Genomic DNA, 17,253 nt, shown 5'->3' on the forward strand with positions numbered 1-17,253 from the left:
AGGAGGAAACTATAATGACACAAGAACAAATCTTAGAATCAATCAAAGAAATGACAGTTCTTCAATTAAACGACCTAGTAAAAGCAATCGAAGAAGAGTTCGGCGTAACTGCTGCTGCTCCTGTTGCTGCAGCTGCTGCTGGCGGTGCTGCTGAAGAAGAACAAACTGAATTCGACGTAGTACTTGCTTCTGCTGGCGATTCAAAAATCAAAGTAATCAAAGCAGTACGCGAAATCACTGGTCTTGGTCTTAAAGAAGCGAAAGCACTTGTAGACGAAGCTCCTAAAGCAATCAAAGAAGGCGTATCTAAAGAAGACGCTGAAGAAATGAAGAGCAAACTTGAAGAAGTTGGCGCATCAGTAGAAGTTAAGTAATTTAATGACTTTATAAAAAAGGAGGAAAGTTCGTCAGTGTATACCGGCGGGCTTTTCTTCTTTTTAATTTATTTTGAAGATAGGCGATTGTCTATAATAAGGTGAATGCAAGGAGGGCTCGATATGTCTCAACATTATTATTCCAAAAATCCTCAAACAAAAAGCAATCCTCGAGAGTGGACAGACGTACTGCGAGGCGAGAAGTTCCGATTCCAGACCGATGCTGGCGTTTTTAGTAAAAACGAAGTTGATTTTGGTTCGCGACTATTGATTGAGACATTCCAAGAATCTGCTATAGATGGACCGGTACTAGATGTTGGTTGCGGTTATGGGCCAATCGGAATGACGGTCGCAAAAATATCTCCTCAAAAACAAGTTCATATGGTAGATGTCAATATACGGGCCATTGAGTTGGCCAAAATAAATGTAGAGAAAAACGATATATCAAACGTTAAAATCTATGAAAGTGATGGGTTAAGCGCTGTTGATGTTAGTGGTTTTTCTGCAATTTTAACAAACCCGCCAATACGGGCAGGAAAAGAAACGATTTTTCGTTTTTATGAAGAAGCAGCTGAGAAACTAGCAGATGGTGGATCGTTGTGGGTAGTTATCCAGAAAAAGCAGGGTGCTCCTTCTACGCAGGTGAAATTAGAAGAACTTTTCGAAGAAGTAAAAGTGGTAGATAAGAACAAAGGTTACTTTATTTTTGAAGCTCGAAAAGTTTGACTTGACAAAATCGCTGTGGTATTATAATAAAATGCAAAATTTATTATTTTGAGGTCGTTTGCCCTTTTTTGGGCTCCGCATGGCGACATAGCTAATCACGTGTAAACCGAAAATGAGCTAATATTAGTCTCGTTTTCTTTTTGTCTTTTCGATATCATACACTATTTTGTATAAATCGCAAAGACCTATAATCGTTTTATTGAGGGGTGAATAAGTTGGTAGGTCAACTAGTTCAGTACGGTCAACATCGTCAACGCAGAAGTTTTTCGAGAATCAGTGAAGTGCTGGATCTTCCGAACTTGATTGAAATTCAATCATCATCTTATGAATGGTTTCTCGAAGAAGGACTTCGCGAAATGTTCCGAGATATCTCGCCGATTGAAGATTTCACAGGAAATCTATCGCTCGAGTTTGTTGATTACAGTCTCGCGGAACCGAAGTATCCAGTCGATGAATCGAAAGAGCGCGACGTAACTTATGCAGCACCTTTGCGTGTGAAAGTACGTCTGCACAACAAAGAAACAGATGAAGTAAAAGAGCAAGATGTCTTCATGGGAGATTTCCCGTTAATGACAGAAACAGGTACGTTTGTTATCAACGGAGCAGAGCGCGTTATCGTTTCCCAATTGGTTCGTTCTCCAAGTGTTTATTTCCATGACAAGACAGATAAAAATGGTAAAAAAGGCTTTGGAGCAACTGTTATTCCAAACCGTGGAGCATGGTTGGAATACGAAACAGATGCAAAAGATGTTGTCTATGTCAGAATTGATCGCACACGTAAATTGCCGGTAACGGTTCTTTTAAGAGCGCTTGGTTTTGGATCTGACCAAGAAATCATCGATTTACTTGGAGATAACGAATTTCTTCAAAACACACTTGAAAAAGATAATACAGAAAGCACAGAAAAAGCGCTTCTTGAAATTTATGAGCGTCTGCGCCCTGGTGAGCCACCGACAGTTGAAAGTGCAAAGAGCCTGTTATACTCACGCTTTTTCGACCCAAAACGCTATGACTTAGCAAATGTTGGTCGCTATAAAATGAACAAAAAGCTTCACATTAAAAACCGTCTTTTCAATCAAACAATTGCCGAAACGTTGGCAGATCCTGAAACAGGCGAAATTTTAGTTGAAGCAGGCACATTAATTGACCGTCGTGTACTTGATCGTTTAATTCCAAACTTAGAAAACGGTGTTGGTTTCCACACAGTTTCTCAAGTAGGTGGGGTTTTAGAAGGTGAAGTTACTTTGCAATCGATTAAAATTTATGCGCCAAACAATGAAGACCAAAAAGAAATCACTGTTATAAGCAATGCTTATATAGAAGATAAGATTAAAAATGTAACACCAGCTGATATCATTTCTTCTATCAGTTACTTCTTTAACCTTCTTTACGGTGTTGGAAACACAGATGATATCGATCATCTTGGTAATCGTCGTTTACGTTCAGTAGGCGAACTTTTACAAAACCAATTCCGTATTGGACTATCTCGTATGGAACGCGTAGTGCGTGAACGTATGTCGATTAATGATACACAAGCAATCGTTCCTCAGCAATTGATCAATATCCGTCCGGTTATTGCATCAATTAAAGAGTTCTTCGGTAGTTCTCAGCTTTCTCAGTTCATGGATCAAACAAATCCATTAGCTGAATTGACACACAAACGCCGTCTGTCGGCTCTTGGGCCCGGTGGTTTAACGCGTGAACGCGCAGGCTTTGAAGTACGTGACGTTCACTATTCACATTATGGTCGTATGTGTCCGATTGAAACGCCTGAGGGCCCGAACATTGGATTGATCAATACACTTTCGACATTTGCGAAAGTAAACAAGTTTGGTTTCATTGAAACTCCTTATCGTCGCGTAGATTCTGAAACAGGTCTTGTTACTGAACAAATTGATTACTTGACCGCTGATGAAGAAGATAACTATGTAGTAGCTCAAGCCAACTCGAAATTGAATGACGATGGATCATTCGTCGAAGAAGGCATTGTGGCACGTTTCCGCGGAGAAAACACAATTTACAAACGCGGCAGCATTGACTATATGGACGTTTCTCCTAAACAGGTCGTTTCTGTAGCAACAGCTTGTATCCCGTTCCTTGAAAACGATGACTCTAACCGAGCATTAATGGGAGCGAACATGCAACGTCAAGCGGTTCCGTTATTAAATCCAGAAGCTCCTTTCGTAGGAACTGGGATGGAACATTTGGCGGCGCGTGATTCTGGTGCAGCTGTCGTAGCAAAACATGATGGTATTGTAGAATTTGTGGAAGCTAAAGAAATCTCAGTACGCCGCATTGAAAATGTGGATGGTAGTGAAGTCCGAGGCGACCTTGATACGTACCGATTGCAAAAATTCGTTCGTTCTAACCAAGGAACAAGTTATAACCAACGCCCAATCGTTAAAGTTGGAGACCGTATTTCTAAACGCGATATTCTAGCCGATGGACCTTCAATGGAACGCGGAGAGATGGCATTAGGAAGAAACGTATTGGTTGCCTTCATGACATGGGATGGTTTTAACTACGAAGATGCAATTATCATGAGTGAACGTTTAGTGAAAGACGATGTTTACACATCTGTTCATATTGAAGAGTACGAGTCTGATTCACGAGATACAAAACTAGGACCAGAAGAAATTACGCGCGACATCCCGAACGTTGGAGAAGACGCATTACGTAATTTGGATGACCGTGGAATTATCCGTGTCGGAGCTGAAGTAAAAGATGGAGATATTCTTGTTGGTAAAGTAACACCTAAAGGAGTTACAGAACTAACTGCTGAAGAACGTCTTTTACATGCTATTTTCGGCGAAAAAGCACGCGAAGTTCGCGATACTTCATTGCGAGTGCCTCACGGTGCTGGCGGTATTGTATTGGATGTTAAAATCTTCAACCGTGAAGATGGAGATGAACTACCACCGGGTGTTAATCAGTTAGTCCGCGCATACATCGTTCAGAAACGTAAAATTTCTGTTGGTGATAAAATGGCCGGACGTCACGGAAACAAAGGTGTTATTTCAAGAATTCTACCTGAAGAAGATATGCCGTTTATGCCTGATGGCACGCCAGTCGACATTATGTTGAACCCACTTGGTGTACCTTCTCGTATGAATATTGGTCAGGTACTTGAATTGCATCTTGGAATGGCTTCTCGTTCACTTGGAATTCATATGGCTTCGTCTGTATTTGATGGAGCGAATGAAGAAGATGTGTTGGAGACAATGGAAGAGTCAGGTATGCCACGTGATGGTAAAACGATTCTCTATGATGGCCGTTCTGGTGAAGCATTCGATAACCGTGTGTCTGTAGGAATCATGTACATGATCAAACTTGCCCACATGGTTGATGATAAATTGCACGCTCGTTCAACTGGGCCGTACTCATTGGTTACACAACAGCCATTGGGTGGTAAAGCACAATTCGGTGGACAACGTTTTGGTGAGATGGAAGTATGGGCACTTGAAGCATATGGTGCTGCACATACATTACAAGAAATCTTAACAGTGAAATCGGATGATGTTGTAGGTCGTGTGAAAACTTATGAAGCAATTGTTAAAGGTGAAAGTGTACCGGAACCAAGTGTACCGGAATCATTTAAAGTTTTAATCAAAGAGCTTCAAAGTTTAGGTATGGACGTTAAAATGTTAACGATTGACGATGAAGAAATTGAGTTGCGCGATTTGGATGAAGAAGAAGATCTTCAACCAGCAGACTCATTAAATATCTTGCCGATTGCAGATACAGAAGCACCGGTTGGAACAATTGATTAATAATACTTGGAATCGAACGGCTTTAATCGGCCGTTCTCCAGTTATTCATTCAGCCATTACCGAGGAAGAGCCGTACAGAAACTCGAGACAAAAGGGAGGTAGGCTCCTTGATAGATGTTAATAATTTTGAGTATATGAAAATCGGATTAGCGTCACCCGATAAAATTCGCTCATGGTCTTATGGAGAAGTCAAAAAGCCAGAAACAATCAATTACCGTACATTAAAACCTGAAAAAGATGGTTTGTTCTGCGAACGAATTTTCGGTCCTACAAAGGATTGGGAATGTCATTGCGGTAAATACAAACGTGTTCGTTATAAAGGCGTTGTCTGTGATCGTTGTGGCGTTGAAGTTACACGTTCAAAAGTTCGTCGCGAGCGCATGGGACATATTGAATTAGCAGCTCCTGTTTCACACATTTGGTATTTCAAAGGGATTCCGAGCCGTATGGGACTTATCTTAGATATGTCACCGCGTTCACTTGAAGAAGTTATTTACTTTGCTTCTTACGTAGTAATCGATCCTGCGGATACACCGCTTGAAAAGAAACAGCTTTTATCTGAAAAAGAATACCGCGCATACCGTGATAAGTTTGGTAAGAAATTCCAAGCTGCTATGGGAGCAGAAGCAATCAAACGTCTATTACAAGAAATTGACCTTGAACGCGAAACGGATTCTTTAAAAGAAGAGTTGAAAACAGCTCAAGGCCAACGTCGCACACGTGCGATCAAACGTCTTGAAGTCGTAGAATCATTCCGTAATTCAGGAAACAATCCTGATTGGATGATCTTAGATGTGCTACCTGTTATTCCACCTGAACTTCGTCCGATGGTTCAATTAGACGGCGGTCGCTTTGCGACTTCTGATTTAAATGATCTTTATCGTCGCGTAATCAACCGGAACAACCGTTTGAAACGTCTTTTGGACCTTGGTGCACCAAGCATTATTGTTCAAAATGAGAAACGTATGCTTCAAGAAGCTGTTGATGCTTTGATTGATAATGGCCGTCGTGGTCGTCCGGTTACTGGACCAGGTAACCGTCCGTTGAAATCTCTTTCTCATATGTTAAAAGGTAAACAAGGACGTTTCCGTCAAAACCTTCTTGGTAAACGAGTAGATTATTCAGGCCGTTCAGTAATTGTTGTTGGACCTAACTTGAAAATGTACCAATGTGGTTTACCAAAAGGAATGGCAATCGAATTGTTTAAACCTTTTGTTATGAAGGAATTGGTTGAACGTGGATTGGCTCATAACATCAAGAGTGCAAAACGTAAAATTGAACGTCTTCATTCTGAAGTTTGGGATGTATTAGAAGATGTAATCAAGGAGCATCCGGTTCTATTGAACCGAGCACCAACTCTTCACAGACTAGGTATCCAGGCATTTGAACCGACACTTGTTGAAGGTAAAGCAATCCGTCTACATCCGCTTGTATGTACTGCATACAACGCCGATTTTGATGGTGACCAAATGGCTGTTCACGTACCTTTATCATCTGAAGCACAAGCTGAAGCGAGATTACTAATGCTTGCAGCTCAAAACATTTTGAATCCAAAAGACGGAAAACCTGTTGTAACACCATCTCAGGATATGGTTTTAGGAAACTATTACTTAACGCTTGAGCGTAAAGGTGCTACAGGAGAAGGCGCTACTTTCTCAGGACCTGAAGAAGTCATGATCGCTTATCAAACAGGCCATGTGCATTTGCATACACGTATTGCGATTCAAGCTGGAGCTGTTAACAACCCGACGTTCACAGAAGAACAAAACAAAATGCTTTTATTGACATCTGTTGGTAAAATTATTTTCAATGAAATTCTGCCGAAGTCATTCCCATATATTAATGAACCGACTGACTTTAACTTGCAGGTGGAAACACCAGCGAAATACTTTGTTGCTACAACAACGGATATTCGCAAGCATATTGAAGAAGCAGAACTTGTAACGCCATTTAAAAAGAAAATTCTTGGTGAGATCATCGCAGAAGTATTTAAACGTTTCCATATTACGGAAACTTCGAAAATGCTTGATCGCATGAAGAGCCTTGGATTTAAATATTCGACTCAAGCCGGCATCACTGTTGGTGTGTCAGATATTGTAGTTCTTCCAGACAAGGGAGAAATTTTAATTAGCGCGCAAGAAAACGTTGATAAAGTAATGAAACAATTCCGCCGTGGATTGATTACAGAAGAAGAGCGATATGCACGCGTCATTTCATATTGGAGTAATGCAAAAGATATCATTCAAGGTAAACTGATGGCATCTCTTGATAACTTAAACCCAATCTTTATGATGAGTGATTCCGGTGCTCGTGGTAATGCTTCCAACTTTACGCAGCTTGCGGGTATGCGTGGATTGATGGCCAACCCGGCTGGACGTATTATCGAACTTCCGATTAAATCTTCTTTCCGTGAAGGATTAACAGTACTTGAGTATTTCATCTCTACCCACGGTGCTCGTAAAGGTCTTGCCGATACAGCATTGAAAACGGCCGATTCTGGTTACTTAACTCGTCGTTTAGTAGATGTTGCACAAGATGCAATCGTCCGCGAAAATGATTGTGGAACAGATAGAGGCTTATTGGTTGGAGCGTTGATGGAAGGTACAGAAGTAATTGAAGAGCTTGATGAGCGTATTGTTGGTCGTCATGCTAAGAAAACAATTCGCCATCCAGAAACAAAAGAAATTATTGTAGCAAAAGACGAATTGATCACGCAAGACTTAACTCGTCTGATTGTAGAAGCGGGTATTAAAGAAGTTACCATTCGTTCTGCATTTACATGTAATACAAAACACGGTATTTGTAAGAAATGTTACGGCACAAACTTAGCAACTGGAGACGAAGTTGAAGTGGGCGAAGCAGTAGGTATTATTGCAGCTCAATCAATCGGTGAGCCAGGAACTCAGCTTACGATGCGTACATTCCATACAGGTGGGGTTGCAGGAGACGATATTACTCAAGGTCTTCCGCGTATCCAAGAAATATTTGAGTCGCGTAATCCTAAAGGTCAAGCGGTTATTTCTGAAATTACAGGGACAGTTACTGAAATCGAAGAAATTCGCGAAGGTCAGAAGGAAGTAACGATTCAAGGTGATGTTGAAACACGTAAATATCTAGCTCCATACAATGCGCGCATCAAAGTTCAAGTAGATGACGCTATTGTACGAGGCGAAGTATTAACGGATGGTTCAATCGATCCGAAACAATTACTTCAAGTAAAAGACGTTCAAGCTGTTCAAGTTTATCTATTGAAAGAAGTTCAAAAAGTATACCGTATGCAGGGTGTAGAAATCGGTGATAAGCACGTAGAAGTTATGGTTCGTCAAATGTTCCGTAAAGTTCGCGTAATTGAAGCCGGTGATACAGAATTGCTACCAGGTTCACTATTGGATATTCACCAGTTTACTGAGGCTAATGTTAAAGCGGTTCTAGAAGGTAACTTACCAGCGACAAGTCGTCCTGTAATTCTAGGGATCACAAAAGCTTCTCTTGAAACAGAATCATTCTTATCAGCCGCATCTTTCCAAGAAACGACTCGTGTCTTAACAGACGCAGCAATCAAAGGAAAACGTGATGAGCTTCTAGGATTGAAAGAGAACGTTATTATCGGAAAACTTGTTCCAGCTGGAACAGGAATGCAACGTTACCGTCAAATTAAAATTGCTCAAAGTGAAAAAGCGGCGCAGCAGGAAATTGTCGGTACAGAATCATAAAATAGATTTCTTGGATTCCGGGGAGCTACAAAAATCTCCCCGGGATTTTTCAAGAACTTTGTTGACAGCATTATCATAGGATGATAATATGTTAAGGGTTGATGGTTAACGGTTTGGATGCTTTGGAAGATATGCAAATGTCTAATGAAAAAGTAAAACAGACAAGTGAAATAATCATCGGTACAAAGCAGACAGTAACAGCATTAAAAAGCGGTATTGTCCAAGAGGTAATAGTGGCAAAAGACGCGAACGATCGAATGACCGAACAGATCGTCCATCTAGCTTTAAAAGAAGGTATTCGGATCGGATTGCAGATTCACGATTAAAGCTTGGCAAAGCACATGACATTAATGTCGGTGCAGCTGCATTAGCTATTACTGGATAACAGTTTTTGTGTATAAATCACAAAGACTTTGTTTTTTACCCAAAAATGAACCACCTGGATATGTGGTATTAGAACACCTTTTGAGAGGAGGAAAAATCGATGCCTACAATTAACCAATTAGTTAACAAGCCTCGTAAACCAAAGAGCACTAAATCAGGTTCACCAGCCCTAAACAAAGGGTATAACAGCTTTAAAAAGTCTCAAACTAACGTTACATCACCACAGAAACGTGGAGTATGTACTCGTGTTGGTACGATGACACCTAAAAAACCAAACTCCGCATTGCGTAAATATGCGCGTGTACGTTTGACGAACCAAATTGAGGTTAATGCTTACATCGGCGGCGAAGGTCACAACCTTCAAGAGCACAGTGTAGTTCTTCTTCGCGGCGGACGCGTAAAAGATTTACCGGGTGTACGTTACCATATCGTACGTGGAGCACTTGATACAGCTGGAGTTACTGGCCGTATGCAAAGCCGTTCTAAATACGGAACTAAACGCCCTAAAGCAAAAAAATAATATCTTAAATTAACGAAGTGACTTCGTTGAAAGGAGGAACATACATGCCTCGTAAAGGTCCTGTAGCTAAACGCGACGTGTTGCCAGATCCAATTTATAATTCGAAATTGGTGACACGCTTAATTAATAAAATGATGGTTGACGGAAAAAGAGGTACTTCACAAAAAATCTTATACGGAGCGTTTGAGTTAGTTAAAGAACGCAGCGGTAAAGATCCAATTGAAGTATACGAACAAGCATTAACTAATGTTATGCCAGTTCTTGAAGTACGCGCTCGCCGTGTTGGTGGAGCTAACTATCAAGTACCGGTTGAAGTTCGTCCTGAACGCCGTACAACTTTAGGTTTACGTTACCTTGTTAACTATTCACGTCTTCGTGGAGAGAAAACAATGGAAGAACGTTTGGCTAATGAAATTTTAGATGCTGCTAACAACACTGGTGCAGCTGTTAAGAAACGTGAAGATATTCATAAAATGGCGGAAGCAAACAAAGCATTTGCTCATTACCGCTGGTAATTTCTTTCGAGATGTTTACATCTTAATCCGAAACGGAAGGAGAAAAACAACATGGCTAGAGAGTTCTCCTTAGACAAAACACGTAATATCGGGATCATGGCACACATTGATGCTGGTAAAACGACTACTACGGAGCGTATTTTATACTACACAGGTAGAATCCACAAAATCGGGGAAACACATGAAGGTGCTTCTCAGATGGACTGGATGGAGCAAGAGCAAGAGCGTGGAATCACAATCACTTCTGCTGCAACTACTGCTTCATGGAAAGAACACCGCGTTAACATCATCGATACTCCTGGACACGTAGACTTCACTGTAGAAGTTGAACGTTCATTGCGCGTACTTGATGGTGCAGTTACAGTTCTTGATGCTCAATCAGGTGTTGAGCCTCAAACTGAAACAGTTTGGCGTCAAGCTACAACTTACGGTGTTCCACGTATCGTATTTATTAACAAAATGGATAAAATCGGTGCTGATTTCCTTTACTCTGTAGGTACATTGCACGAACGCCTACAAGCAAATGCTCACCCGATCCAATTACCAATCGGTGCAGAAGATGAGTTCTCAGCTATTATCGATTTAGTTGAAATGAACGCACGTTTCTACGCAAATGATTTGGGAACTGAAATTACTGAAGGTGAAATTCCTGAAGAATACAAAGAGCTTGCTGAAGAGTGGCACACTAAATTAGTGGAAGCTGTTGCTGAGCTTGATGAAGAATTAATGGAGAAATACCTTAGCGGTGAAGAAATTACTGTTGAAGAACTTAAAGCTGGTATCCGTAAAGGAACATTAGACGTTGAGTTTTATCCAGTAGTTTGTGGTACTGCATTTAAAAACAAAGGGGTTCAATTAATGCTTGATGCAGTAATTGATTACCTACCATCTCCATTAGATGTACCACCGATGACTGGTGTTCTTCCAGACTCGGACGAAGAAGTATTACGTAAGCCTGACGAAAGCGAACCATTCTCTGCGTTAGCGTTTAAAGTAATGACAGATCCATATGTAGGGAAGTTAACTTTCTTCCGCGTATATTCTGGATCACTTAAATCTGGATCATATGTTCAGAACTCTTCTAAAGGTAAGCGTGAGCGCGTAGGACGTATTCTACAAATGCACGCAAACTCTCGTGAAGAAATTGCTGAAGTGTATTGCGGAGATATTGCTGCTGCTATCGGTCTTAAAGATACATCTACGGGTGATACTTTAAGTGACGAGAAACACCAAGTAATTCTTGAGCGTATGGTATTCCCAGAACCAGTTATTTCTCTTTCTGTAGAACCTAAGTCAAAAGCAGACCAAGATAAAATGGGTCAAGCTCTTGCTAAATTACAGGAAGAAGATCCAACTTTCCGTGCGCATACTGACCAGGAAACTGGCCAAACAATCATCGCGGGTATGGGTGAACTTCACCTTGATATCCTAGTTGACCGTATGCGTCGTGAATTCAACGTAGAAGCTAACGTGGGTGAACCTCAGGTATCTTACCGTGAGACATTCCGTCAGTCTGCTAAAGTTGAAGGTAAATTCGTACGCCAATCTGGTGGACGTGGACAATTCGGACACGTTTGGATTGAATTCTCTCCAAACGAAGAAGGAGCAGGTTTTGAATTTGAAAATGGTATCGTTGGTGGTGTTGTTCCACGTGAATACATCCCAGCAGTTGAAGCGGGTCTTCGCGACTCTCTAGACAACGGTGTTATTGCCGGATATCCATTGATTGATATCAAAGCTCGTTTGTTCGACGGATCTTACCATGATGTTGACTCGAATGAAATGGCATTTAAAGTAGCTGCATCTATGGCGCTTAAAAATGCAATCTCTAAAGTAAACCCGGTTCTTCTTGAGCCAATTATGCGCGTTGAGGTTGTTATCCCTGAGGAATACCTTGGAGATATCATGGGTGACATTACGTCACGCCGTGGCCGTGTAGAAGGTATGGACGCTCGTGGAAACGCGCAAGTTGTTCGTGCTATGGTACCACTTGCACAAATGTTCGGTTATGCAACTTCATTGCGTTCAAATACGCAAGGTCGTGGTGTGTTCTCAATGCACTTTGATCACTATGAAGAAGTACCGAAATCAATTTCTGAAGAAATCATCAAAAAAAATAAAGGTCAATAATTGAATTTTGATCTTTAATCAAGTATAAATAGTTTGTATGCCTGGAATAATAGGGCCCTATTATTCCGGCACATCAAATGAACAATCACTTACATTTCGAGGAGGATTTTTCTAATGGGTAAAGCTAAATTTGATCGCTCTAAAACACACGCAAACATTGGTACAATTGGTCACGTCGATCACGGTAAAACAACTTTAACTGCAGCAATCGCTACAGTTCTTGCTAAAAAATCAGGTGGGGAAGCTCGTTCGTACGCACAAATCGACAACGCTCCTGAAGAAAAAGAACGTGGAATTACTATCAACACTTCACACATTGAATATGAAACTGACACTCGTCACTACGCACACGTAGATTGCCCTGGTCACGCCGATTATGTTAAAAACATGATCACTGGTGCTGCTCAAATGGACGGCGGGATCTTAGTAGTATCTGCTGCTGATGGCCCAATGCCACAAACTCGTGAGCACATCCTTCTTTCACGTCAAGTTGGTGTTCCTTACTTAGTAGTATTCATGAACAAATGCGACATGGTAGATGACGAAGAACTTCTTGAGCTAGTTGAAATGGAAGTACGCGATCTTCTATCTGAATATGACTTCCCTGGCGATGACATTCCTGTTATCAAAGGTTCTGCTCTTAAAGCTCTTGAAGGAGAAGCTGAGTGGGAAGAAAAAATCGTTGAATTGATGGATGCAGTTGATAGCTATATCCCAACTCCACCACGTGATACTGAAAAACCTTTCATGATGCCTGTTGAGGATGTATTCTCAATCACTGGCCGTGGAACAGTTGCTACAGGACGTGTTGAGCGTGGACAAATCAAAATTGGTGACAACGTTGATATCATTGGTATCACTGAAGAGCCAAAATCTACTACTGTAACTGGTGTAGAAATGTTCCGTAAATTACTTGACTATGCTGAAGCTGGCGACAACATTGGCGCACTTCTTCGCGGAGTTTCTCGTGATGACGTTCAACGTGGACAAGTATTGGCTAAACCAGGCACAATTACTCCACATACTGAATTCAAAGCTGAAGTTTACGTTCTTTCAAAAGAAGAGGGTGGACGTCACACTCCATTCTTCACAAACTACCGTCCACAGTTCTACTTCCGTACAACTGATGTAACTGGTGTTTGTAACCTTCCTGAAGGTGTAGAAATGGTTATGCCTGGAGATAACATCGAAATGATCGTTTCTCTAATCTCTCCTATCGCACTTGAAGAAGGAACTAAGTTCTCTATCCGTGAGGGTGGACGTACTGTAGGCGCTGGCGTTGTTGCTACAATTACTAAGTAATAACTGCTGAGTGTTAATTTAAGACCCTGTCTCATTTTTATGAGACAGGGTCTTTTTTGTGTTTTTTTAGTCGAAATAAAGAAGAAATAAACGAAAATAGTTCTCGTTCATAAAATATTCAAACTTTTTAAAAATTCTTTTAAACCTAGTAATAGCAACAATGAAAACGGATACAAAAATATAGAATGTTCATAATTGATAAAAAACTTACTAAAAGTAGATTGACACGTTCTTCAATAGGCGATATGATAGCAACAATTTACAAAACACATACAGAATTCGATATATTGCATATTATAAAACATTCGAGAAAGAAGTGGACATCATGAATGAACAAGTAATTTATATGAATGGTGAATTCGTGAAAAAGGAAGACGCTAAAATTTCAGTTTATGACCACGGTTTTTTATACGGTGATGGAGTATTCGAAGGAATACGTTCTTATAACGGAAATGTCTTTCGACTGGAAGAACATCTTGAGCGACTTTACGATTCAGCAAAATCTGTGATGCTCGAGATTCCACACACTTTTGATGAAATGGTTGAAATTGTTGTCCGCACTTTGAGAGAAAATAAGTTTAAAGATGCTTATATCCGACTTATTGTTTCACGAGGAGTAGGTAACCTTGGATTAGACCCTTATAGTTGTTCGCACCCTAGTGTAATCGTAATCGCCGAACCTTTATCGCTGTTTCCAAAATCAATGTATGACACGGGATTAGAGATTGTTTCTGTAGCTACACGAAGAAGCAGATCGGACGTATTAAGCCCGAAAGTTAAATCATTAAATTACATGAACAATATTCTAGTGAAGCTTGAAGCTAATTTAGCAGGTGTTTCTGAAGCTCTTATGCTAAATGATCAGGGCTATGTAGCTGAAGGTTCAGCAGACAACATCTTTATTGTTCGCAAAAATAAAATAATCACACCTCCAGGTTATGTAGGAGCCCTTGAAGGAATTACGCGTAACGCAATTATAGACATAGCGAATCAAAAAGGGTATGACATTCAAGAAGGTGTCTTCACAAGACATGATGTGTATGTAGCAGACGAAGTTTTCCTGACAGGAACGGCTGCTGAAGTTATCTCCGTAGTAAAAGTAGACGGTCGAGTAATTGGCGAAGGAAAGCCAGGACCGGTTACAAACGACTTGCTAGTATCATTTAGAGAACTTGTTCAAAATGATGGCGTAAAAGTATACTCAGATCAATTAAATGTAGTTTAAGAAAACCGAATATTAGTTCAACTCAATGACGAGGTTAAAGTAAATGGAAGCTGTATTCACAGAGAGCCGGTATAGGTGGAAGCCGGTAATACAACCATTTACGACATCCCCTCTGAGTGGATTGCTGAAAGGCTTCGGCTGTTTAGGTAGTCCCGGTGACTTGCAAGTTAAAAGTGATCGTTATCAGCGGATAAGCATTGCTTATCTATGAGGCTGCGGTTGCGCAGTGAAATAGGGTGGTACCATGAAACTTTTTCATCCCTATACAAAGAACAAGTTTCTTTGTGTAGGGATGAAAAAGTTTTTTTATTTCATAAAAGTTTTAGAAAAGGAGGCGGAAAGATTGGGAGTAAACGTAAAGGTTAGAGAAGAAGTTAAACAAGAATCAACAGGCAGCGGGGCAGATGTGCTAATTCAATCTTTGAAAAATCAAGGAGTAGAAATCATTTTCGGATATCCCGGAGGCGCGGTGCTACCAATTTACGATGCCTTGCACCAAAACCCGATACGGCACATATTGGCGAGACATGAACAAGGTGCAATCCACGCAGCTGAAGGTTACGCAAGAGTGTCAGGTAAAACCGGTGTTGTACTTGCTACATCGGGTCCAGGAGCAACGAATTTAGTGACGGGTATAGCTGATGCCATGTTGGATTCCTTGCCATTAGTCATCTTTACAGGACAAGTTGCAACTTCAGTAATTGGAACGGATGCATTTCAGGAAGCTGACATCGTCGGAATCACTCAGCCGATTACAAAACATAACTATCAAGTAAAGAAAGTATCGGATCTACCAAGAATTGTGAAAGAAGCATTCTACATCGCTTCTACCGGACGTCCGGGACCCGTTCTCGTAGACATCCCTAAAAATATAGCTACAGAATTATTTTTAACTACAAAAGATGAAGAGGAAGTAAACTTACCGGGGTATCAACCAACAACCAAACCAAACTTCCTACAAATACAAAAAGCTGCTCAATTATTGTCGCAATCGAAAAAGCCGTTAATCCTAGCGGGGGCGGGAGTGCTAGCAGCAAAAGCAACTGCAGAGCTTAAAACTTTTTCGGAACAGTATCAAATTCCAATTACCAACACGCTACTCGGACTGGGAAGTATCTCAGGGGAGCACGAACTATTCTTAGGAATGGCTGGAATGCACGGAACGTATACAGCGAACACGGCGATTTGTGATTGTGATGTGCTACTAAATATCGGTGCCCGGTTTGATGACCGGTTAACTGGAAATCTAGCTCACTTTGCACCAAATGCTCAAGTAATCCATATCGATATCGATCCTGCAGAAATCGGCAAAAATGTTCCAACAGCTATTCCGATTGTCGCAGATGCGAGAGAAGCGTTAAATCAATTACTCGACCAAGCTTTTGAAAGTCCAGACACAACAGAGTGGTTGGCAAAACTATCTGTAGATAAAGCAGAATATCCACTTCAGTATCATGTGAAGGGCCGAGAAGGAATTCTTCCTCAGCAGGCTGTGGAATTGATTCATCGTTTGACTAAAGGAGATGCTGTAGTAACGACGGATGTCGGTCAACATCAAATGTGGGCGGCACAATATTACCGCTTTAACAACCCGCATAATTGGGTAACTTCAGGTGGTTTAGGTACGATGGGCTTTGGTTTTCCGGCGGCTATTGGAGCACAGCTAGCAAAACCAAATGAACAAGTTATTTCCATTGTAGGAGATGCCGGCTTCCAAATGACGTTGCAAGAGTTGTCATTACTCCAAGAACTACGCCTTCCGGTAAAAATTGTTATTTTAAACAATCAAAGCCTTGGAATGGTAAGACAATGGCAAGAAACATTTTACGAATCGCGTTATTCCCAGTCACTAATGCCTGTTCAACCTGATTTTGTTAAGTTGGCTGAAGCTTATAACGTTAAAGGTTATAAAGTAGAGACGATGGAAGAGGCAGAGGCAGTTTTTACAGAAGCATTTAATTCAAACGAGCCGGTCTTGATCGATTGCCGCGTAATTCAATTGGAATGCGTGTATCCAATGGTTGCACCTGGAAAAGGCTTGAATGAAATGATCGGAGTGAAAGGCGAATGAAGCGAGTTATTACAACAACAGTAATCAATCAAAGCGGAGTATTGAACCGCGTTACTGGATTACTGATGAAACGACAGTTCAATATCGAAAGCATCTCGGTTGGTCACACTGAACAGCCAGGCATGTCGAAAATGACTTTTGTCGTCAATGTTGAAGATAAAGGGAAATTGGAACAATTATTAAAGCAACTTCAAAAACAAATTGATGTTATCAAAGTAAACGATATTACAGATAAAGCAATGGTAATGAGAGAGTTGGCGTTGGTAAAAGTAGTCGTCCCACCAGCAGTCAGAAGTGAAATTCTCAGTATCGTTGAACCGTTCCGAGCAACAGTTGTAGACATGAGCAAAAATGTAACAACATTCCAAGTTACTGGCGACCCAGAGAAAATCGAAGCATTTATCGATTTGATGAGACCTTATGGTGTGAAAGAGTTGACCCGAACCGGAGTATCAGCTTTTGTCAGAGAAACACAAAAAGCTCAAGCACCACAATTAAACATACTTTAAAAACCCAAACTCGA

Annotated in this window: 11 protein-coding genes and 1 pseudogene; all 12 read left to right on the forward strand. The window is 40.9% G+C overall.

The genetic code is table 11. The features are described from left to right. Positions 1–14: 14 nt before the first annotated feature. The 12 genes and pseudogenes from rplL (at position 15) to ilvN (ending at position 17,239) form a co-directional block, all read left to right on the forward strand. Positions 15–374, forward strand: a complete 360-nt coding sequence (rplL, locus tag PLANO_RS00105) for a 50S ribosomal protein L7/L12 (protein ID WP_038701876.1) — start codon at positions 15–17, stop codon at positions 372–374. A 123-nt stretch (positions 375–497) separates the two neighbouring features. After that, the gene (locus PLANO_RS00110) at positions 498–1,100 is read left to right on the forward strand and encodes a class I SAM-dependent methyltransferase (protein ID WP_038701878.1); all 603 of its coding nucleotides are present in this window, start codon (positions 498–500) and stop codon (positions 1,098–1,100) included. 215 nt (positions 1,101–1,315) lie between these two features. After that, positions 1,316–4,870: a DNA-directed RNA polymerase subunit beta gene (gene rpoB / locus PLANO_RS00115; protein ID WP_038701880.1), complete on the forward strand. Its 3,555-nt coding sequence runs from the start codon at positions 1,316–1,318 to the stop codon at positions 4,868–4,870. 107 nt (positions 4,871–4,977) lie between these two features. Further along, on the forward strand, positions 4,978–8,583 hold the full coding sequence (rpoC, locus tag PLANO_RS00120; protein ID WP_038701882.1) for a DNA-directed RNA polymerase subunit beta': 3,606 nt from the start codon (positions 4,978–4,980) through the stop codon (positions 8,581–8,583). A gap of 137 nt (positions 8,584–8,720) precedes the next feature. Further along, positions 8,721–8,968, forward strand: a pseudogene (locus PLANO_RS00125) (ribosomal L7Ae/L30e/S12e/Gadd45 family protein). Between the two features lie 99 nt (positions 8,969–9,067). Further along, positions 9,068–9,487 carry a 30S ribosomal protein S12 gene (gene rpsL, locus PLANO_RS00130; protein ID WP_038701884.1) on the forward strand — a complete coding sequence of 140 codons (420 nt, stop codon included), beginning with the start codon at positions 9,068–9,070 and terminating at the stop codon, positions 9,485–9,487. A 44-nt stretch (positions 9,488–9,531) separates the two neighbouring features. Continuing rightward, on the forward strand, positions 9,532–10,002 hold the full coding sequence (gene rpsG / locus PLANO_RS00135; protein ID WP_008432480.1) for a 30S ribosomal protein S7: 471 nt from the start codon (positions 9,532–9,534) through the stop codon (positions 10,000–10,002). 51 nt (positions 10,003–10,053) lie between these two features. After that, entirely contained in the window at positions 10,054–12,132 is a 2,079-nt protein-coding gene (fusA, locus tag PLANO_RS00140) for an elongation factor G (RefSeq protein WP_038701886.1), read from the forward strand. Between the two features lie 114 nt (positions 12,133–12,246). Then, on the forward strand, positions 12,247–13,434 hold the full coding sequence (tuf, locus tag PLANO_RS00145) for an elongation factor Tu (RefSeq protein WP_038701889.1): 1,188 nt from the start codon (positions 12,247–12,249) through the stop codon (positions 13,432–13,434). Between the two features lie 325 nt (positions 13,435–13,759). Continuing rightward, positions 13,760–14,659, forward strand: a complete 900-nt coding sequence (gene ilvE / locus PLANO_RS00150) for a branched-chain-amino-acid transaminase (protein ID WP_038701891.1) — start codon at positions 13,760–13,762, stop codon at positions 14,657–14,659. A 343-nt stretch (positions 14,660–15,002) separates the two neighbouring features. Then, a complete protein-coding gene (gene ilvB, locus PLANO_RS00155; RefSeq protein WP_038701892.1) occupies positions 15,003–16,730 on the forward strand; it encodes an acetolactate synthase large subunit in 1,728 nt (575 codons plus the stop codon). Continuing rightward, a complete protein-coding gene (gene ilvN, locus PLANO_RS00160; protein WP_038701894.1) occupies positions 16,727–17,239 on the forward strand; it encodes an acetolactate synthase small subunit in 513 nt (170 codons plus the stop codon). Before ilvB ends, ilvN begins: the two co-directional genes overlap by 4 nt. The last annotated feature ends 14 nt before the right edge of the window (positions 17,240–17,253 follow it).

It is taken from the genome of Planococcus sp. PAMC 21323 (assembly GCF_000785555.1).
Taxonomy (GTDB): Bacteria; Bacillota; Bacilli; order Bacillales_A; family Planococcaceae; genus Planococcus.